This window comes from Pseudomonas putida, from assembly GCF_025905425.1.
In the GTDB taxonomy this organism is placed as follows: Bacteria; Pseudomonadota; Gammaproteobacteria; order Pseudomonadales; family Pseudomonadaceae; genus Aquipseudomonas; species Aquipseudomonas putida_AF.
This window is the reverse complement of the sequence record NZ_CP109603.1, coordinates 2,838,384-2,857,053: the sequence shown is the minus strand read 5'-3', so window position 1 is coordinate 2,857,053 and position 18,670 is coordinate 2,838,384. Positions and strand designations below refer to the sequence as shown.

The following is an 18,670-nucleotide window of genomic DNA, read 5'->3' as shown; positions in this document are numbered from 1 at the left end:
CTTTTCGTACAGAGCCTAGTGTGGTGCTTCAGATGTACCCCTGAAAAATTGGCGTACGCGTCATCGCATCCCAGCTATCGAAAGCAGATTTCGCCTCAGGCGCTCGTGCAGCACGAGCGATGGGCAAATGATTGTCAGTGGTACTTCTTAACCGCTGTCCAAGGTGATCGCAGCATCCGGGTCTGAGCACTGCCTATACCTCCCGGTATATGGACAGCCCGCTGCCTGCCGAATAGCTTAACCCTCGACGGGGCGCACCTTGCATGCGCGATAAAAACAACTACGCCCCCCGTGACATTCAGTCCTGCCAATCCAACAACTCTTACAAGAATGAGGCGGCAAATGGAAAGCATCGGCACCTATGTCATCTACGTCATCATGGTGTGCGCGGTACTGGGTGCTGTGGCATCCATCTACAACCCGGAAGGTGAGCTGGGCCAGGAGTTCATCGCCGGCCTGCACAGCATCGGCCCCATCTTCATCCCTGTGGCCGGCATCATGGCGGCGATCCCGTACATTTCCGCGGGCATCGGCCAGTTCATCGCACCGCTGTTCCAGGCTATCGGCGCCGACCCCGGGATTGCCGGGCCGATCTTCATCGCCTCGGACATGGGCGGCTATCAGTTGGCCAAGGCCCTGGCGCAAAGCCCCGAGGGCTGGATCCTGGGGCTGATTACCGGCTTTCAGTGCGGCGCAACGATCATTTTCGTGATCCCGGTGGGGCTGGCCATGCTGCGCAAGGTCGACCACAAGTACATGGCCTTAGGGATCATGGCCGGCCTGTTGACCATTCCCGTCAGCATCATGGTGATCGCCATGACCATGCAACTGCTCGGCCTGGAGGTTCGCCCGGACATCGCAACCACCGGCGCGGCCACCCAGGCGCTGCACTTCACCTGGCCAATGCTGGTGCGCAACCTGATGCCGTTGATTCTGTTCTGCATCGCGCTGGCGGCGGCGCTGCGCTACTTCCCGACGCTGATGGTGTACCTGTTCCTCAAGCTCGGCCAGTTCATGTACATCGCGGTGGTGCTGGTGCTGGTGGCCTCCATCGTGCAGTACTTCACCGGCTTCTTCAGCGCTGTGTTCGGTAGCTGGGGCTTCGCCCCCATCATTGCCGATGCCGACGACCAGTTCCGTGCCCTGGAAATTGCCGGGTACATAGGCCTGATGCTGTGTGGGGCGTTCCCGATGGTGCACCTGCTCAAACGCTTTCTGGCCAAGCCCATCGAACGGGTCGCCTCGCGCTTTGGCATGTCCGGTGTCGGTGCGGCCGGGGTGCTGGCCGCCTCGGCCAACATACTGGCCATGTTCAGGCTGGTCAGCGAGATGCCGCCCAAAGACAAAGTGTTGGTGATCGCCTTCTCGGTGTGCGCCGCCTTCACGTTCGGCGACCACATGGCGTTCTCCGCCAACTTCCAGCCTTCGCTGATCTTGCCGCTGATCATCGGCAAGCTCAGCGGTGGCCTGATGGCCATGTTGCTGGCCAGTTGGCTGGCCGTGCCCAAGGCCGTGGAGATGGGGCGCCAGGACGAGGCCGCCAGCGCCTTCAAGGTGGCAGCCGAGCCGTCCTGAGCAAAAAACGTCATCGACATGATCCGGAGCGCCCAACGCGCCCCGGATTTTGTGCTTTTTGCGGTTCAGGGCGGTAAGTTGCCCGGGGGCTTCTGTGCACAAGAGCGGGGTGAACAATGACATTGGAAGAAGCGAACAGGCTGGCGGCGGTTATCGATGCAATCGGCACGGACCATTTGGGCACTGCTATCGATGCGCTGTTGCGAGAGAAACTGGCGTTCGAGATGAGCTGTGGTTACCTGTTCCAGTTCAACCACAAAGCGATCCTGGTGCATAACGGCTACAACGAATCGGTGTCCGAGCGCACCCTGAACGCCTACGTGCGGGGCGGTTATCTGCTCGACCCGTTCTATGTCGCCTGCGTCAACGAGCACCCGGCCGGGCTCTGGCGCATGAGCGAACTGGCACCCGACAGCTTCTTCTCATCGGGCTTCTCCATCTCCAAGGACATCCACCCTTGTGTATCGTCCGACTACGGCACCTCGGTGGAGGAGGTGGGGTTCATTATTGCACTGCGCCCCCAGGTGGCCATTGTCTACTCGCTGATGCGCAACCTCAGCAGTGGCAGCTTCAGCGAAGAAGACATGCAGATGCTGGCGGCCATGGCGCCTGTGCTGGCCTCGGTACTCGGCCAGCATTGTCGGCGCAGGTATGCCGATTACCTGCGCGATGCGCCTGCCGAGCGCGTGGTGCTGGAGGATGCGTTCGTCGAGATCTTGCAGGGCCAGTTGACCGAAACCCAGCGCTATATCGCCAAGTTGCTGTTGCAGGGCCACAGCAATGCGTCGATTGCTAGGCAACTGAACATCTCCGATGGCACCGTGAAGGTGCACAAGCACAACATCTACCAGCGGCTTGAAATTTCTACCAACGCCGAACTGTTTCGCCTGTTCATCGACTACCTGGCCAAAGCCTGAACGCCTGGAAAGCACAACGCCCGAGGTGCAGCCCCGGGCGTTGTGCCAAGCCATTGCGGCCTACTTGAACAGCGGGCTCAGGTGCTCGCTCAGGTACACGCCCTGGGGGTCGAGCTGGCGGCGCAGGTTGCGAAAGTCCTGGGCACGGGGGTAGATCGCGCTGACGTCGTCGCCGGTCAGGAAGTGCAGCTTGCCCCAGTGTGGGCGGGCGCCGTATGAACGCAGGATCCGGTCGACCGCACGCAAGTAGTCCCAGTAGTCGGTGCCTGGCTGGCCGGACACCGAAATGGTCACACTGTCCTGCTCGAAGAACGGGCTCATCCAGGCACCGTCGCCTGCAGTGAAACGGTACTCGATGGGGTAGATCGCCTCGGGGAAGTCCTTGAGCATCAGCGTGCGTACCGCCCGCAAGGCTTCCTTGCTGTGCCTGAGGGGCACGGCATATTCCAGTTCATGGAAGTTGGGCAGGTACTCGATCGGGTAGACGTCCGAACTGTAGGCCACTTTCTCGAATTCACTTTCCCAGGCCGGGCGGTCGGTGATGTCCATGACTTTCACCTCACAGACGTCGGTGGTACGCCCGCTGGTGGAGGTCGCCGCCGTGTCGGGCAGGCAGTAGCAGTGCCGGCTCTGCTCGTAGGGGCACCAGAAGAAGCTGAAATGGCGGTGCGTGCGCGCCAATTCGTCGTGCTTGTCCATCACGCTTTCGAAATCTTCTCGCCAGATACGCTCGTGCAGGTTGAAGCTGTCGGTCACCTGCAAGGTCAGCTCTGAAACGATACCCAACACCCCCAGCGAAACCCGGCCAGCCTGGAGCAGGTCGGGGGTGCTTTCGTCCACCACGATGATCTCGCCGTTGGGTTGAACCAGCTTCAAGCCGACGATGGAGGATGCCAGGTTGCCCAGGGTCAGGCCGGTGCCGTGGGTGCCTGTGGTCAGGGCGCCGGCGATCGACTGGCTGTCGATGTCGCCTTGGTTGACCATGGACAGCCCCGCAGCCCGCAGCGCCTTGCCGAAGGCGTTGATGGTTGTCCCGGCCGCCGCGGTGACGCGTTTTTTCTCGTGGTCAATGTGGCGCACACCGCTCATGTTGCCCAGCGACAGGTGCAGGCCGTTGGTTAGCGCCACCGGGGTGAACGAATGCCCGGAACCCGCCACGCGCACGTTCATGCCATTGGCGCTTGCCTGGCTGACCATCGAGCACAGTTCGTCTTCGCTGGCGGGGGCGCCACGTGCCGCGCGGATACACGACTGGTTGCCCGCCCAGTTGCGCCAGTGCGCCTGATCAAGCCCGAACTCGTTGATGTGCATGTTGTTCGATGAGGTGGTCACGTTGGTCTCCTGCCAATTATTGTTGTGATCAGATGGCGGTGTAGCCGTTGTCGGCAAACAAGTGGGCGCCGTTGACGAAACTGGCGTCGTCGCTGGCCAGGAACAAGGCCGCAGTGGCCACTTCCGAAGGTTGGCACAAGCGACCCTGGGCGGCGGCGATGGCGTGTTCGCTGACATCCACGCCGTGCTTGCGCAGCATGTCGATTTCGCGCAGGCCATGGGCGGTGGCGATAAAGCCCGGGCAGATCGCGTTGGCGCGGATGCCGCGGTCGCGGAATTCCACGGCGATGGCCCTGGCGAACATGTGCGTGGCGCCTTTGCTGGTGCAATACAACACCTCCATCGGCGTGCCCACCACCGCCGAGATCGACGAGGTGCAGACGATGCTGCCGCCGCCCGCCGAGAGCATGCCCGGCAACACCGCCTTGGTGACCAGGAACATGCTTTTCACGTTCACGGCCATGATCCGGTCCCACTCTTCTTCGCTGGTTTCCAGGAAGGGCACAGCGGCCAGAATGCCGGCGTGGTTCATCAATACGGTGATGGGCCCGAACGCCTGTTCCACGGCCGCGACGGCAGACTTGACCTGTTGCGCGTCGGACACATCGGCGGGGGCGAACACCACATCATGGCCGGCTTCGCGCAACTGCCGTGCCACCTCGGCGCCTTTGCTGCCCGGCAAGTCGACGATACCGACCCGCGCCCCCTCTGCCGCGAACAGTTGCGATGCGGCCAAGCCGCACCCACCCGCGCCGCCTGTAATCAGCGCGACCTTGCCCTTGAGACGTCCCGTCATGTTCGACTCCGCGCCGCGCCGGTTGCCGGCGCAGCATTGGTTTTTATTGAATGTGTGTGATGCCTCGGCGTTTTGCGATCGCGTGTCGGAGCATGAAACAGTTCAACGGGAACATCCATATACCGATGGGTATACGGGGGAGGGCAGGTCAGGTCGCTTGTTGAGCGATCAACGCCAGGCACCGCTGCACGATGGGGCTCACATCGCCCTTGCGGCGGCTGAGAATTATCGGGCTGACGGCACTGGTGTCCAGCAAGCCGACATACGCGATATCGGTGCGGTGCTGCTGTTGCACCGAAGCCGGTACCAGCGTTACGCCGAGCCCGACCGCCACCAGGCCGATGGCCGTTTGCAGCTCGTTGGCCCACTGGCTGATCTTCAGGGTCATGCCGTGGTGGGCAAACAGGGCCAGCACATGGTCGGCATAGCTGGGCCTGGGGTTGGCCGGGTAGAGGATGAACGGCTCCTTTGCCAACTGGGCGAGGGTCAGCGGGGTGCCCGCCAGCGGATGGCCTTTGGGTAATACTGCGACCAGCGGGTCTTCGCACAGTACCTGCTGGAGGATGGCCGGGTCATCGATACGAATACGGCCGAAGGCGATGTCGATGCGGCCGCTCTTGAGTGCCTCGACCTGCTGCAGCGTGGTCATCTCGCTCAACCCCAGTTCCAGCTCGCTGTCCTGGCGCAGCTCGCGGATCAGCTCTGGCAGCACGGTGTACAAGGTCGAGGGGGCAAAGCCGATGCCCAGCCACTGGCGTTGCCCCTGGCCGATGCGGCGAGTGTTGTCGCTGATGTTCTCCAGTTGCTGGAGCAGGGTGCAGGTCTGTTCATAAAAGAACCGCCCGGCTTCGGTCAGGCGCAGCGGGCGCTCACGCAGCACCAGCAGCGTGCCGAGCTGCTCTTCAAGCTGGCTGATCTGCCGGCTCAGCGGCGGCTGGGCGATATGCAGCAGCTCGGCGGCACGGGTGAAGTTCAGCGTTTCGGCCAGCACCTTGAAGTAACGAAGGTGGCGCAGTTCCATCAGACCTCCAGGGTATGGTGGGAGATTCATTTGATATTGGACGGGTATCAGGGTCTCGCGCAATGCTTGAACAATCAAGTAAGTGCAACTATCGGGTCTGCCATCTGCGGTCCGATCTGACGGGACCTGGCAACAATGACAAACACCCTGATTGAACGTATAGACGCCATTATCGTCGACCTGCCGACCATTCGCCCGCACAAGCTGGCCATGCACACCATGCAGCAGCAAACCCTGGTGGTATTGCGCGTGCGCTGCAGCGACGGCGTCGAAGGTATCGGCGAGGCCACCACCATCGGTGGCCTGGCCTACGGTTACGAAAGCCCCGAGGGCATCAAGGCCAACATCGACGCGCACCTGGCGCCGGCGCTGATCGGCCTGCCGGCAGACAACATCAACGCCGCCATGCTCAAGCTGGACAAGCTGGCCAAGGGCAACACGTTTGCCAAGTCGGGTCTCGAAAGCGCCTTGCTCGATGCCCAGGGCAAGCGCCTGGGCCTGCCGGTCAGCGAGCTGCTGGGCGGCCGAGTGCGCGACAGCCTGGAAGTGGCCTGGACCCTGGCCAGCGGCGATACCGCCCGCGATATCGCCGAAGCTCAGCACATGCTTGAGATCCGTCGCCACCGCGTGTTCAAACTGAAGATCGGCGCCAACCCGGTGGACCAGGACCTCAAGCACGTGGTGGCGATCAAGCGCGAACTGGGCGACAGCGCCAGCGTGCGGGTCGACGTCAACCAGTACTGGGACGAGTCCCAGGCGCTGCGCGCCTGCCAGGTGCTCGGCGACAACGGTATCGACCTGATCGAACAGCCGATTTCGCGGATCAACCGTGGCGGCCAGGTGCGCCTCAACCAGCGCAGCCCGGCGCCGATCATGGCTGACGAATCGATCGAAAGCGTCGAGGACGCCTTCAGCCTGGCCGCCGACGGCGCGGCCAGCATCTTCGCCCTGAAAATCGCCAAGAACGGCGGCCCGCGTGCGGTACTGCGCACGGCGCAGATCGCCGAAGCGGCCGGTATCGCCCTGTACGGCGGGACCATGCTCGAAGGCTCGATCGGTACGCTGGCCTCGGCCCACGCGTTCCTGACCTTGCGCCAGCTGACCTGGGGCACCGAGCTGTTCGGGCCGCTGCTGCTGACCGAAGAGATCGTCAACGAGCCGCCGCAGTACCACGACTTCCAACTGCACATTCCACGCACACCAGGCCTTGGCCTGACTTTGGACGAGCAGCGCCTGGCGCGCTTCGCCCGCCGCTGAACTGTACATTCAACGTCTTAAGGAGAATCCGCATGCTGTTCCACGTGAAGATGACCGTGAAACTGCCGGTCGACATGGACCCGGCCAAGGCCACCAAGCTCAAGGCCGATGAAAAGGAACTGGCCCAGCGGCTGCAGCGCGAAGGCACCTGGCGCCACCTGTGGCGCATTGCCGGGCACTACGCCAACTACAGCGTGTTCGATGTGGAAAGCGTCGAGGCCCTGCACGACACCCTGATGCAACTGCCGCTGTTCCCGTACATGGAGATCGAAGTGGACGGCCTGTGCCGCCACCCTTCGTCGATCCACAGCGACGACCGCTGAGTCGCCCCTGACTACCTGACAAGAACAATACGAGGTAAGCAACATGACCGTGAAAATTTCCCACACTGCCGAAGTCCAGTCGTTCTTCGAGAGAGCTGCAGGCCTCGGGCACGCCGAGGGCAACCCGCGCTTCAAGCAGATCATCCTGCGCGTGCTGCAGGACACTGCCCGTCTGATCGAAGACCTGGACGTCAACGAGGATGAGTTCTGGCATGCCGTCGACTACCTCAACCGCCTTGGCGGGCGTAATGAGGCAGGCCTGCTGGCGGCGGGCCTGGGTATCGAGCACTTCATCGACCTGCTGCAAGATGCCAAAGATGCCGAGGCAGGTCTGACCGGTGGCACCCCGCGTACCATTGAAGGCCCGCTGTATGTCGCCGGTGCACCGCTTAGCCAAGGCGAAGCACGCATGGACGATGGCACCGACCCTGGCGTGGTGATGTTCCTCCAGGGCCAAGTTTTCGACACCGAGGGCAAGCCGTTGGCTGGCGCTACCGTTGACCTGTGGCACGCCAACACCCAGGGTACCTATTCGTACTTCGACTCGAGCCAGTCCGAGTACAACCTGCGCCGGCGCATCATCACCGACGCCGAAGGCCGCTACCGCGCCCGTTCCATCGTGCCGTCCGGCTATGGCTGCGACCCGCAGGGGCCGACCCAGGAGTGCCTGAACCTGCTCGGCCGCCACGGCCAGCGCCCAGCGCACGTGCACTTCTTCATCTCGGCGCCGGGGCATCGTCACCTGACCACGCAGATCAACTTCGCAGGCGACCAGTACCTGTGGGATGACTTTGCCTATGCCACCCGTGACGGGCTGATCGGTGATCTGCGCTTTGTCGAGGATGCAGCGGCGGCGCGGGATCGCGGTGTGCAAGGGGACCGCTTTGCCGAACTGGCCTTTGACTTCCAGCTGCAGACTGCCAAGGCGCCTGAGGCTGAAACCCGCAGCCATCGCCCGCGTGCGTTGCAAGACGGCTGAGCTTAGGGCGATGCGTGCGCTTGCGTGATCACAGCAAGCGCGTTTTCACAGGATTTACCGTTTGTGCCTGGGCCTTTCCGTGCGGGGAGGGCCCGGGCTTTTTTTGGTTCTTCGGAATGTTGGGGAAGAAGGGCTGCGATTAGCTTGTCGGCAGATGGGGTGAAGGCGGCTAGGTGCTTGTCTTGGGCTTGGAGGTGGGGCGGATATCGAGCGCCGCCCGCGCGGCGCTTCGCGGGGCAAGTCGGACCGCCGCACCGCCGCTCCCACATTTGTTTCGGGCCAGTCTCGCCTGTAATAGAGGCGCGCGACCCCCTTGTTGGTACGACGCGATATTGAGGCGGGCGCGAAAAGGGGCGCGCGCCAATGCTTCAGATGGGGTGAAGGCGGCTAGGTGCTTGTCTTGGGCTTGGAGGTGGGGCGGATATCGAGCGCCGCCCGCGCGGCGCTTCGCGGGGCAAGTCGGACCGCCGCACCGCCGCTCCCACATTTGTTTCGGGCCAGTCTCGCCTGTAATAGAGGCGCGCGACCCCTTGTTGGTACGACGCGATATTGAGGCTGGCGCGAAAAGGGGCGCGCGCCAATGCTTCAGGAATAACTGGCCCGGAACAAATGTGGGAGCGGCGGTGCGGCGGTCCGACTTGCCCCGCGAAGCGCCGCGCGGGCGGCGCTCGATCTTCGCCCCCCTGAAAAACTCAAGCCAGGCGCCTGGCAGTATTCAACGCTTCAAGGCTTGAGGCCCAAGCCTCAGGCCCCGACGGGGTGCTCACGTTGCATGCTGTGCCGGAAGCACTTGCAGCCTTTGGCCAGCAACACGATGGCCAGCAACGATGCGACGAAGCTGACGATCGACATCGAAGAACCAACCGCTGCCGGTACGCCAAAGTAGCGGTCGGTGATCAGCGCCACCAGCGTAGTCCCCAACCCCAGCCCTAGCAGGTTGCTGATCAGCAGGAACACCGCCGATACCTGCGCACGCACCTGGTTCGGCGAGAGGATCTGCATGGCCGCAGTGGACGCTGGCATGGGGAACGAGGCGAAGAACATGGCCGGCACCAGCAAGGTCACCGACAGCCACAACTGATCCACCTGCGAATACAGCACGGCGGGCACGATCATGCCCAGCGCGCCGATCACCCCGGTGCGCATGGCCGCATCGCTGCGCCCACGCTTGGCCAGGTGGTCGGTCAGCCAGCCGCCGAATACCACGCCGGTGGTGTTGGCCAGCAGCAGGATGGTGCCGAGCATGAAGCCGGCCTGTTCCGGGCTCATGCCGAACTTGCGGATGTACAGCGCCGGTGTCCAGCTCATCATGCAGAACAGCGCCATGGCGTAGAACGAAAAGCCCAGGTAGTGGCAGCTGAAGGTCGCCCGGTGACGGCCGATGAAGCGCAGGCCATCGGTGAGCTTCACCTTGCGCACGTTACCGTCGGCATCCAGCTGCGCGCCCTTGCGCTGCGGGTTGCGCACGGTCAGCCAGATCAGCAGGCCAACGATCACACCAGGCAGGCCGACGATGAAGAATGCCAGCTGCCAGGCCTTCATGGCGCCAAGGAAGGCCACCTCGATGGTTTGCGCGTCCTTGAGCAAGGTGATCACGTAGCCACCAACCAGAAAGGCGATGCCGCCACCGACGAACGAGCCGATGGAGTAGATGCCCACTGCGCGGCCGAGCTTCTCCTTGGGGAACAGGTCGCTGAACATCGAGTAGGCTGAAGGTGACAAGGCCGCTTCGCCGACTCCCACGCCGATACGGGCGAGGAACATCTGCGTGAAGTTCTTGCTCAGGCCGCAGGCGGCGGTGGCAAAGCTCCAGAAAATCACCCCGACTGCGATGATGCGTGGCCGCGAGAAGCGGTCGGCCAGGTAGGCGATGGGCATGCCCATGAAGGCGTAGAACAGCGAGAACGCCAGGCCGTGCAGCAGGCTGAACTGGGTGTCGCTCAGTTGCAGGTCGGCTTTGATCGGCTCGATCATCAGCGCCAGGATCTGCCGGTCAACGAACGAGAAGATATAGGCCACCATGCACAAGATGACCACATACCATTCGTAGACGTAACGTTTTTGGGTGTGCTTGAGGTGTTGCGCTTCGGTCAGGGTATTCATGTTCGTGACTTCCTGATTGGACAGCCCTGATGTGGACAGCCTGATGGCCCCTTCGCAGCCCAAGGCCGCTCCTGCGAAGGGGCTACCCACTGGGTCAGTTATTTTCTGCAGCGGCCTGTGGCTTGATGGAAATCACCGCCAGGGTGGTGATCGCGCCCATCACCATGAGCATCACCGACACTGGCCAGGCATCCTTGTAAATACTGAACAGTGCCGTTGCCGCCAGTGGCGCCAGGCCGCCCGAGAAGATCGAGGCAATCTCGTGCCCCATGGCTAGCCCCGAATAGCGCACCTTGGCCGGGAACAGCTCACCCATCAGCGCTGGCTGGGTGCCGATCATTGCCCCGTGACAGAAGGCCATGCCCAGCAACGCCGCCAGGTACACCCACACCGGTGAATGGGTATCGAGCATCCAGAAGAACGGGAACGCCAGCACCATCAAACCGACCGAGCCGATGGCATACACCACCCGCCGGCCAATGATGTCCGACAGCCAACCCCAGAACACGATGGTGCCGGCCTCGACGATCATCGCTACCATCACGCTGGCCAGCACCAGCTGCGTATCCAGCCCGGTAAACTTGGCGTAGGCGATGGTGAAGGCCAGGAACAGGTAGGCACTGCCGTTTTCGGCGATGCGGATACCCATGGCCTGCAGCACCGCCTTGGGGTGGTTGCGCAGCACTTCCATGGCCGGCATGTGCTCGGGCTTGTCCGGCTGGGCCTGCTCCTCGACGAAGGCTTTGCTCTCTGGCAGGCGACGGCGGATGTACACCCCCACGCCAAAGATCAGGATGCTGGCCAGAAACGGCACTCGCCAACCCCAGCTCATCATGTCTTCGACGGGCAGCATCTGCACCAGGTAGAACGCTGCAGCAGACAACACGAACCCGCCGGAAACCCCCAGCTGGCTCCAGGCCGCATAGAACCCGACGCGGTCCTTGGGCGCGTTCTCGCTCAGCAGCAGCACGCCGCCACCCCATTCGCCGCCTGAGGCAACGCCTTGCAGCACGCGCAGGATCACCAGGCAGGCGGGGGCGAGGTAGCCGACCTGTTCGAAAGTTGGCAGCAGGCCCATGGCAAAGGTTGCCGCGCCCATGATCGCCAGGGTCATCACCAGGGCCTTCTTGCGCCCGGCCTTGTCGCCGATGTGGCCGAAGATCAGGCCACCCAGCGGGCGTGCTAAAAAGCCCACGGCAAAGCCTGCGAACGAGGCCATGGTGCCGAGCACCGGGTCGGTGCCGGCGGGGAAGAACAGCGGGGCGAAAATCAGCGCCGCCGCCGTGCCATAAAGGAAGAAGTCATACCATTCCAGGGCATTGCCCAGGACCGAAGCGATGACGATGCGGCGCATGGTGCGCGGGTCGGTATCGCGGGTGATGCTGGTGTTCAGGTTACTCATGAGCCATCTCCATGCGGGCCGGTCACCAGAACTTCCAGGTGTAGGAAGTGATCAGGCGATACTCGTTGTAGTCGTTGCCGTAGGTTTGCTGGGTACGCATGTTTTTCAGGTCGAAGGCCAGGTCCTTGAGCGGGCCGCTCTGGACCACGTAGCTGAGCATGATGTCGCGCTCGCTCTCCTGATCCCGTGCAAGGCCCGGGCCGCGGTCGATGTCGGTGCCTTTGATGTAGCGGGTGAACAGCTTGAGCCCGGGCAGGCCCATGGCGGCGAAGTTGTAGCCATAGCGCACCGACCAGCTGCGTTCGTCCGGGCGAATGAAGGGCAGGCCCGCCCAGTTCGGCAGCCACAGCTGTGGCACGTAGCCGTTCAATGTCGGGAACACGGTGTCGCCGGTCATGCGCTGGTAGCTCACCCCCAGCATGTGCCCGCTTTTTTCCAGGGTGATCAGGCCGAAGTAGGCGCGGTTGTCCACGGCGCCACTGCGTGCGGCACCGTCTTCACGGTTGTTGAAGTAACCCACGTCGGTTTTCAACTGGTAGCCGTCGGCGAACTTCAGGGCATGCTTGATGCCGCCGTAGTCCTGCTTGTAGATGTCGTTGAGCACGCCATGGAAGTAGCTGGCTTGCAGGTCTGGGGTCAGGGCGTAGGTGGCGCCGGCGAAGTCCAGGCCATCGCTGTCCAGGTCGTCGCGCGTGCCAAAGCGGTACAGGCGCTCGTGGTTGGATGACTCGCGGGTGACGATGGACCAGAAGCGCCCGCCGACCAGGGTCAGGTTGTCGATGTCGCGTGATTCGATCACAGCACCTTGGTAGATGGTGTCGAGCTGGCGGCTGGGGTCGTTGGAGGCGACCGGGTAGAAGGGCTTCTGGTCGCCGATCAACACCTTGGTCTTGGCGTACTTGAGCTTCAGGGTCGCGCCGCCGCGGCTATAGTCGTCGGCGGCCTGTTGGCGGTGTTTGCTGAAGGGCAACGAGCCATCGTTGCCGGTAGAGTCCAGGCGCACGGCGTACTGGCCATTGAGGTCGAGGCCCACTGCCAGCGGGGTGTCGGTGTAGCCGGACTCGAATTGCAGGTCGAAGCCCTGCGACCAGTTGCCGACCTTGGACACCGGGGCACTGGGGTTGGTGAAATTACGGTTCAGGTAAAGGTTTCTGAAATTGAGCGAGAGGTGGCTGTCATCCACCACATCGGCCAGGCACGTCAGGGGTAATACGGCGCCCACACACAAGCAAAACGGTTTCGCACGCAACGGCCATTTGAGTTCCATGGGGTAATCCTGGAAGTGTGATCAGTACAAGTCCTGGGCAGTCGTGCAACTGGGCAGAAGGGCTGCAGGTCTTGCGCCCGCTTGTCTGTCACGTATTGTTTTTGTTTTTGTTTTTCAGATATCCAGCACCAGGCGCTTGCCGCGCGCCCGGGAACAGCACAGTACGATCTGTTCGTTGGTGAGTTTTTCCTCTTCGGTCAGGTAGTGGTCACGGTGGTCGGGTTCGCCTTCGAGCACGTCGCACAGGCAGGTGCCGCACACGCCTTGCTCGCACGACACCTCGACCTTGATCCCGACGCTGCGCAGGGCAGCGGTCAGCGGCTGGCCTTCCTGCACCTGCACGGTCTTGCCGCTGCGTGCGGCGACCACCTCGAAGCTGCCGCCCGAGGTGTCGACCTCGGCCTGGAAGTACTCGTGGTGGATGTGCGTGTCGTCGTAGCCTTGCTGGCGTGCGCCTTCGATCACCCAGTCCATGAAGCCCGTCGGACCGCAGGTATACAGGTGCACGCCAGGCGTGGCGGGGCCCAGCACCTGGGTCAGGTCCAGCTGCTGCTCAGGGCTTTCATCGCTGAAATGGGTGAAGACGCTGGCTGCAAACGGCGCGGCTAGCAATTCGTCGACGAAGGCGCAGCGGCTGCGCGAGCGGCCACGGTAATGCAGTTCGAACGGCTGGCCTTGGGCATGCAGGGCGTGGGCCATGGCGATCATCGGGGTGATCCCGATGCCACCGCCCAGCAGGATCGATCGTGTGGCATCGCCAGCCAGCGGGAACAGGTTGCGCGGCGCGCTGATGCGCATCGGTGTGCCGGGCTGCAACTGCTGGTGCACGGCCACCGAGCCGCCGCGGGACTGCGTGTCCTTGAGCACGCCAAGGCGGTAGACATTGGCCTGCGCGGGGTCGCCGCACAGCGAATACTGCCGCACCAGGTCGGGCGCCAGGTGCAGGTCCACGTGGGCACCTGCCGCAAAACGCGGCAGGACCTGGCCATCGACTGCGGCGAGCTCCAGCACCACCACGTCGCCGCCTTGCACCTCGCGGGCTTGCACGATCACATCGAGCAGTTGTTCGCTCATGGTCGAGGCCCTAGAGGATGTAGCCGATACCGGCGAGGGTATCGTCACTGTTGATCAGGCTGATCACCTTGCGGTGGATCTTGAAACCGCCCGCCGCCCGCACCAGGGTGTAGGTCAGGTCGGCGCTGTAGTGCTTGAGGCTTTCCTTGCGGAACTCGCGCACGTTCTGCGCGCAGCGCACGGTGACGTTGACGCCGTCGTCGCCCAGCACCCTGAAGCGCGAAATCGTGCGCACGGTGCGCGGTTGCGGGCTGGTGGAAATCGACTCGCCGCCGATCAGCCGCTGTACCCGCAGGCCACGCATGTGGTGGTCGTCGTAGGCGTAGTTGAGGGTGTTCTCGTGGTCGCTCTCCTTCGGGTCGATGGGGATGATGTACGTGCCTTTTTCGGTCCACTGGCCCAGCCAGGTGTCGTACTCGCCGTGGTCGAGCATGTCGCCTTCCTGCCAGATGAAGGCGGTAACTTCGTTCAGTAGGTTCAGATCCATCACTTGCGCTCCGCCGTCATCATCTTCTTCCACTGCTGGTACGCCGCGCGCATGCCGGTTTCGGCGCTCACGTCAGAGACCAGGCCGTCTGCGCTGGGCTTCTCACCGGGCAGGCCGCGGTTGAGCATGATCCACAGGTCTTCACCGGCACGGGCGCCTTTCTGCACCCGCTCCCAGGCTTCGGAATCGTCCGGGGTGCCGAAGCCCATCGGGCCCTGGAAGTGCTCGTGCAGGCGCAGGCGGTAGCGGTTGGCCGCAGCCGGGCCGCCGTCCATGGTGATCACCGAGTGGTGGATTTCGGTCTCGGTCACCGAGATCGGCTGCAGCACGCGGAAGAACGCCATCGAGCAAGCGACGTTGGGGAACAGGTTGAGGTTGAAGCCCGAGCCACCGACGGCGCGGACGATACGGCGCACTTGCTGCTCGTCGATGCCTTCGTCGCGCAGCTCGGCGGCGAGGGATTCGAAGCGCTCGGGGATCGGTTTGTCGAGGTTGGCTTCCAGGTCCACCAGCTCCGGGATCATCACCATCACGCTGTGGCCGTTGCCCAGATCCTCGACGTAGCCGGGGCCTTTGACGAAGTCGAACAGCTCCAGGGTCTGCTCATCGACCGAGGACAGGAAGCTTTTGTGCACCAACGGGAAGTGGTAGGCGTCGGTGGTGTTTTCCAGCTGGATCTTCCAGTTGCCGGGGAAGCGGAAGCGGTGCTCGCCGGGGACCTTGATGCCGTAGCCGGCGCCTTGCTTCATGAACAGGTCAATCCACTTCTTGGCCGCACCGAGGAAGTCTTCGAGCGGTTCGATGTCGTCCTTGAAGGTGGCGAAGACCATGCCGGCGTAGCTTTCGGTGCGCAGGCTTACCAATGGCAGCTCGGCTTTGTCCAGGCAGTCGCCGTAGCTTTCCGGGTGGGGGATGCCGCGCAGCGAGCCGTCCAGGGCGTAGCCCCAGCCGTGGTAGGGGCAGACGAAGCTGTTGGTCTTGCCCTTCTTGTGCTCGCAGACGGTGGCGCCGCGATGGCGGCAGCGGTTGAGCAGCACGTTGATGGCCTTTTTGCGGTCACGCACGACGATCACCGGCTGCTTGCCGATGAAGGTGGTCTTGTAGCTGCCGGGCTCGGGCACTTCGCTCTCGTGGGCGACCCAGACCCAGGTGCTGTGAAAGATCTTCTGCAGTTCGGCGTCGAACAGGGCCGGGTCGGTGTAGAGGGAGGTGTGGACGCGGTCGGGCTGGACCAGCTCGGCCGGGTCGACCGTCAGGTTGACGGCGGGGATCAGGTTGCTCACGGGGGTCACCTATGGGGCGTTTTCTTATGGGAGCAACGCTAAAGGGCAGGGGGGTGGGGCTCAATGACAGGGGGGGGCAATGTTGTTGCGTTTTTTGCAACGGGGGGCGATGCGTTCGGCGTTGTTTTTTTGTGGGGGCGGAAATCGAGCGCCGCCCGCGCGGCGCTTCGCGGGGCAAGCCCGCTCCCACATTTGTTTCGGGCCAATCATTCCTGGGGCATTGGCGCGCGGCCCCTTGGCGCCTACCTCAATATCGAGTCGGGCCAACAAGGCGGTCGCGCGCCGCCTTCACAGGCATGACTGGCCCGAAACAAATGTGGGAGCAACTGTCTTCTTGTGGAAGCTGGCCTTGCCGGCGATGGGGCGCGTAGCGCCCCAGGCCCGGCTGTGCCGGGCATCGCCAGCAAGGCTTGCTCCTACGAATGAGCTATTTGCTCCTTCCAGGGCGTTCCGGTCTTGAGCATCGCATTTAGCCTCACTATCAATACTCGCATACACGCCACCACCGATACTTTCGCGCACTTCCCCTGGGCTCGCAGTGCTTTGTAGCGCTCGCAGAAGTCCTTGTTGTGCCGTATCACCACCCAGCAGGCCATATAGAGCGCCCGCCTGACTTGTGAGCGTCCCCCCCAGATTGAACGCTTGCCCGACTGCTTGCCGCTGTCCTGGTTGAACGGCGCAACACCGACCAAGGCGGCAATTTCCTTCTTATCCACCTGGCCCAGCTCTGGCAGCAAGGCCATCAGCTTTCCGGCAGTAATCAGACCAATTCCTTTGACTTGAGTGAGCTGTTTAACCCGATCATCAGGCAAAGCTGCTGCCTGCTGTGCGATCTCTTGTTCCAGCGCTCGAATTTCACCCTTCAGATAGGCGATGTGTTGTTCCAACCGCAAACAAACACTGGGAGCCCGCGCCTGCTTCAGGCGCCGCTTGTCATCGTCGCGCTGTTGGACGAAGCGATCCCGCTGCATAAGCAGTTCGCGCAGCAAAGCCCGCTCGGGTGTCATCACCTGGCAAGGCCGTGGGGGCATAACTTCAGCCAGGTGAGCCAAAACAGCTGCGTCAATGGGATCGGTCTTGGCGCGTTTACCCATCGACTTGGCAAAGTCCCGGGCACGACTGGGATTGATCCGGCAAACCGGAAAATCGGCATCCTGCAGCGCTTTGAGGACATTGCACTCGTAGCCACCGGTAGCTTCGAGCAAGACCATTGAAATTGCATACTCGCCAAGCTTTTCGACGAGCAGTTGGAATCCCTTCAAGTCATTGGAAACACTGAAGTTCACCCCCTCAGGACGGATGTGAACAGCAAGTGTGGCACTGGAAACATCGATGCCGACAGAGGAAGACATGGCCAAACCCTCTTAAACTCAAGGAGTGAGAGCGCTTTGGCTTGGCCCACGCTTGTGATTCGAGATTACGCCCCTCATCCAACTGTTCGGGCTCTCGCCAAAGTGGAACGGTGAATGGCAGCTTTTGCTCCCACACGTGCTCTGGGCACCTCGGGCTATCAGCTTGCCATTCACCGCTCTCACTTCAGATTCTATTCCCTCTCCAAGACACAAGCGGGCTTGCCCCGCGAAGCGCCGCGCGGGCGGCGCTCGATATCCGCCGCACCACAAAAACCAAGGCAACCCCCAAGGCAACCCTCACAACGCCATCCGCACCGCCTTGGCCATCTCGGTCGCCAACTCCCGGCTCATCCCATCCAGGGTTCGCCCACGGCGCGTGACGATCTGGATATCGGTCGCATTCATTGCCTCGCAATCAATGGCCAGGGCCTTGAAAGTACCGCTCTTGAGCTCGTCGATGATCGGCAGTTCGGCCAGCAAGGTCGCGCCCAAACCCGAGCGGACGAAGTCGAGAATCACCGCCAGGGAGTTGGAGGTGAGGGTAGGCACGATGTCGAACGGCTGGTCCTTGCAGGCGGCATCTGCCAGCTCCCGCACGCGGAAGTTGGCGCCGGGCAGCACCAGTGATTCGCGGGCCACCTCGGCCAAGCTGACCGTGGAGCGCTCGGCCATTCGGCTGTCACGGTGAACAATCATCCGCAATGGCTGCGCCAGGCTGAACAGGCGCGTCAAGCGGGCTGAAGCGTTAGGCGCAAAGACCACGCCGAGGTGCGCCTCGTCGTTCATCACCATGCGCTGCACCTCCAATGACGGGGCGCTGATGATTTCGGCCTTGTGCGCATTGTGTGCGTGCAAAAAGCCCTGCAGCGAATTGATCGCCCTGGCACCCAGCAGGCCTTCGCCGATGGCGATTACCGTCGAGGCTTGCTGGCGGGCGCGCAATGCGTCCAGGCGGTCGACCAGCAGCGCGTGCTGGCGAATGCGCTCGATGTAGTAGTCCACGGCGGCCTCGCCAGCGGTGGTCAGGCTGATGCGGTGGGTGCCGGGGCGTACCAGTTCGATGCCCAGTTCTTCTTCCAGCCGGGCAATTTGCCGGCTGACCGATGAGGTGGCGACGCCGAGCACTTCGGCAGCGGCGCGCATGGAGCCCTTGTCATGGCTCAGGTGCAGGTAACGCAGGCGATGGTCCTGCAGATCGATATGGCGGGTAGGCATAACCTCGACCTCGGGGGTAATCACGGCAGGCATTGGCGTGTCCCCATCGATCCTGGTGGGGCGCTGGCTTGGTGTTTTTTTTGTGTGTTCGGCGCGGGTGGCCGGCGTTGTCGCGCTCCATGCCAGGCCATCCTACACGCGTTTTTTTCTGTCCGAAATCATGTGAAAAAGGCGCTATAAATTTTTCGTGATATTAGCGCGAGTCTTTAGTTTTTTTAGCGGCGTCGAAACCTGCTTTTGAAGGCCTTTAAATTCATTTAAATCATGAAGATAGGCAATTAATTTGC

At 62.5% G+C, this 18,670-nt stretch carries 16 protein-coding genes; 5 read left to right on the top strand and 11 right to left on the bottom strand.

What is annotated here, in order from left to right:
- Window positions 1-342 precede the first annotated feature (342 nt).
- Both eutH and OGV19_RS12755 read left to right on the top strand, forming a co-directional pair.
- Window positions 343-1,575, top strand: coding sequence for an ethanolamine utilization protein EutH (eutH, locus tag OGV19_RS12760; RefSeq protein ID WP_264313707.1), 1,233 nt, complete (start codon window positions 343-345; stop codon window positions 1,573-1,575).
- A 116-nt stretch (window positions 1,576-1,691) separates the two neighbouring features.
- Window positions 1,692-2,492, top strand: coding sequence for a helix-turn-helix domain-containing protein (locus tag OGV19_RS12755; RefSeq protein ID WP_264313706.1), 801 nt, complete (start codon window positions 1,692-1,694; stop codon window positions 2,490-2,492).
- A 60-nt stretch (window positions 2,493-2,552) separates the two neighbouring features.
- Here OGV19_RS12755 and OGV19_RS12750 read toward each other — a convergent pair whose 3' ends face one another.
- From OGV19_RS12750 to OGV19_RS12740, 3 genes are all read right to left on the bottom strand, one after another.
- A complete protein-coding gene (locus OGV19_RS12750; RefSeq protein ID WP_264313705.1) occupies window positions 2,553-3,824 on the bottom strand; it encodes a D-arabinono-1,4-lactone oxidase in 1,272 nt (423 codons plus the stop codon).
- A gap of 28 nt (window positions 3,825-3,852) precedes the next feature.
- Window positions 3,853-4,620 (bottom strand): SDR family NAD(P)-dependent oxidoreductase, encoded by a 768-nt coding sequence (locus OGV19_RS12745; protein WP_264313704.1) that lies wholly within the window; start codon window positions 4,618-4,620, stop codon window positions 3,853-3,855.
- Window positions 4,621-4,768: 148 nt separating this feature from the next.
- Window positions 4,769-5,641 (bottom strand): LysR family transcriptional regulator, encoded by an 873-nt coding sequence (locus OGV19_RS12740; RefSeq protein WP_264313703.1) that lies wholly within the window; start codon window positions 5,639-5,641, stop codon window positions 4,769-4,771.
- Between the two features lie 135 nt (window positions 5,642-5,776).
- Here OGV19_RS12740 and OGV19_RS12735 point away from each other — a divergent pair, with 135 nt between their 5' ends.
- Genes OGV19_RS12735 through catA form a run of 3 tightly spaced genes read left to right on the top strand, consistent with a single transcriptional unit; the run spans window position 5,777 to window position 8,200 of the window.
- Window positions 5,777-6,898, top strand: coding sequence for a muconate cycloisomerase family protein (locus OGV19_RS12735; protein WP_264313702.1), 1,122 nt, complete (start codon window positions 5,777-5,779; stop codon window positions 6,896-6,898).
- Between the two features lie 32 nt (window positions 6,899-6,930).
- Window positions 6,931-7,221 (top strand): muconolactone Delta-isomerase, encoded by a 291-nt coding sequence (gene catC, locus OGV19_RS12730; RefSeq protein ID WP_264313701.1) that lies wholly within the window; start codon window positions 6,931-6,933, stop codon window positions 7,219-7,221.
- Window positions 7,222-7,264: 43 nt separating this feature from the next.
- Window positions 7,265-8,200: a catechol 1,2-dioxygenase gene (gene catA, locus OGV19_RS12725; protein WP_264313700.1), complete on the top strand. Its 936-nt coding sequence runs from the start codon at window positions 7,265-7,267 to the stop codon at window positions 8,198-8,200.
- Between the two features lie 744 nt (window positions 8,201-8,944).
- Here catA and OGV19_RS12720 read toward each other — a convergent pair.
- The 8 genes from OGV19_RS12720 to OGV19_RS12685 form a co-directional block, all read right to left on the bottom strand.
- The gene (locus tag OGV19_RS12720) at window positions 8,945-10,303 is read right to left on the bottom strand and encodes a spinster family MFS transporter (RefSeq protein WP_264313699.1); all 1,359 of its coding nucleotides are present in this window, start codon (window positions 10,301-10,303) and stop codon (window positions 8,945-8,947) included.
- A 94-nt stretch (window positions 10,304-10,397) separates the two neighbouring features.
- The gene (locus OGV19_RS12715) at window positions 10,398-11,705 is read right to left on the bottom strand and encodes an MFS transporter (RefSeq protein WP_264313698.1); all 1,308 of its coding nucleotides are present in this window, start codon (window positions 11,703-11,705) and stop codon (window positions 10,398-10,400) included.
- A 22-nt stretch (window positions 11,706-11,727) separates the two neighbouring features.
- Entirely contained in the window at window positions 11,728-12,972 is a 1,245-nt protein-coding gene (locus OGV19_RS12710) for an OprD family outer membrane porin (protein WP_264313697.1), read from the bottom strand.
- Between the two features lie 114 nt (window positions 12,973-13,086).
- Window positions 13,087-14,046, bottom strand: coding sequence for a PDR/VanB family oxidoreductase (locus OGV19_RS12705; RefSeq protein ID WP_264313696.1), 960 nt, complete (start codon window positions 14,044-14,046; stop codon window positions 13,087-13,089).
- Window positions 14,047-14,056: 10 nt separating this feature from the next.
- Complete coding sequence (locus OGV19_RS12700) at window positions 14,057-14,533, bottom strand: aromatic-ring-hydroxylating dioxygenase subunit beta (RefSeq protein ID WP_264313695.1); 477 nt, start codon at window positions 14,531-14,533, stop codon at window positions 14,057-14,059.
- Complete coding sequence (locus OGV19_RS12695) at window positions 14,533-15,816, bottom strand: aromatic ring-hydroxylating oxygenase subunit alpha (RefSeq protein ID WP_264313694.1); 1,284 nt, start codon at window positions 15,814-15,816, stop codon at window positions 14,533-14,535. Before OGV19_RS12695 ends, OGV19_RS12700 begins: the two co-directional genes overlap by 1 nt.
- Before the next feature lie 416 nt (window positions 15,817-16,232).
- Complete coding sequence (locus OGV19_RS12690) at window positions 16,233-17,168, bottom strand: IS110 family transposase (RefSeq protein ID WP_264309880.1); 936 nt, start codon at window positions 17,166-17,168, stop codon at window positions 16,233-16,235.
- A 297-nt stretch (window positions 17,169-17,465) separates the two neighbouring features.
- Window positions 17,466-18,416, bottom strand: coding sequence for a LysR family transcriptional regulator (locus OGV19_RS12685; RefSeq protein ID WP_264313693.1), 951 nt, complete (start codon window positions 18,414-18,416; stop codon window positions 17,466-17,468).
- Between the last annotated feature and the right edge of the window lie 254 nt (window positions 18,417-18,670).

Coding starts and splice junctions, on each gene's coding strand:
- OGV19_RS12685 (WP_264313693.1), bottom strand. CDS start 18,416: ATGCCTGCCGTGATTACCCCCGAGGTCGAGGTTATGCCTACCCGCCAT.
- OGV19_RS12720 (WP_264313699.1), bottom strand. CDS start 10,303: ATGAATACCCTGACCGAAGCGCAACACCTCAAGCACACCCAAAAACGT.
- OGV19_RS12745 (WP_264313704.1), bottom strand. CDS start 4,620: ATGACGGGACGTCTCAAGGGCAAGGTCGCGCTGATTACAGGCGGCGCG.
- catA (WP_264313700.1), top strand. CDS start 7,265: ATGACCGTGAAAATTTCCCACACTGCCGAAGTCCAGTCGTTCTTCGAG.
- OGV19_RS12705 (WP_264313696.1), bottom strand. CDS start 14,046: ATGAGCGAACAACTGCTCGATGTGATCGTGCAAGCCCGCGAGGTGCAA.
- OGV19_RS12755 (WP_264313706.1), top strand. CDS start 1,692: ATGACATTGGAAGAAGCGAACAGGCTGGCGGCGGTTATCGATGCAATC.
- OGV19_RS12735 (WP_264313702.1), top strand. CDS start 5,777: ATGACAAACACCCTGATTGAACGTATAGACGCCATTATCGTCGACCTG.
- eutH (WP_264313707.1), top strand. CDS start 343: ATGGAAAGCATCGGCACCTATGTCATCTACGTCATCATGGTGTGCGCG.
- OGV19_RS12740 (WP_264313703.1), bottom strand. CDS start 5,641: ATGGAACTGCGCCACCTTCGTTACTTCAAGGTGCTGGCCGAAACGCTG.
- OGV19_RS12710 (WP_264313697.1), bottom strand. CDS start 12,972: ATGGAACTCAAATGGCCGTTGCGTGCGAAACCGTTTTGCTTGTGTGTG.
- OGV19_RS12700 (WP_264313695.1), bottom strand. CDS start 14,533: ATGGATCTGAACCTACTGAACGAAGTTACCGCCTTCATCTGGCAGGAA.
- OGV19_RS12715 (WP_264313698.1), bottom strand. CDS start 11,705: ATGAGTAACCTGAACACCAGCATCACCCGCGATACCGACCCGCGCACC.
- catC (WP_264313701.1), top strand. CDS start 6,931: ATGCTGTTCCACGTGAAGATGACCGTGAAACTGCCGGTCGACATGGAC.
- OGV19_RS12690 (WP_264309880.1), bottom strand. CDS start 17,168: ATGTCTTCCTCTGTCGGCATCGATGTTTCCAGTGCCACACTTGCTGTT.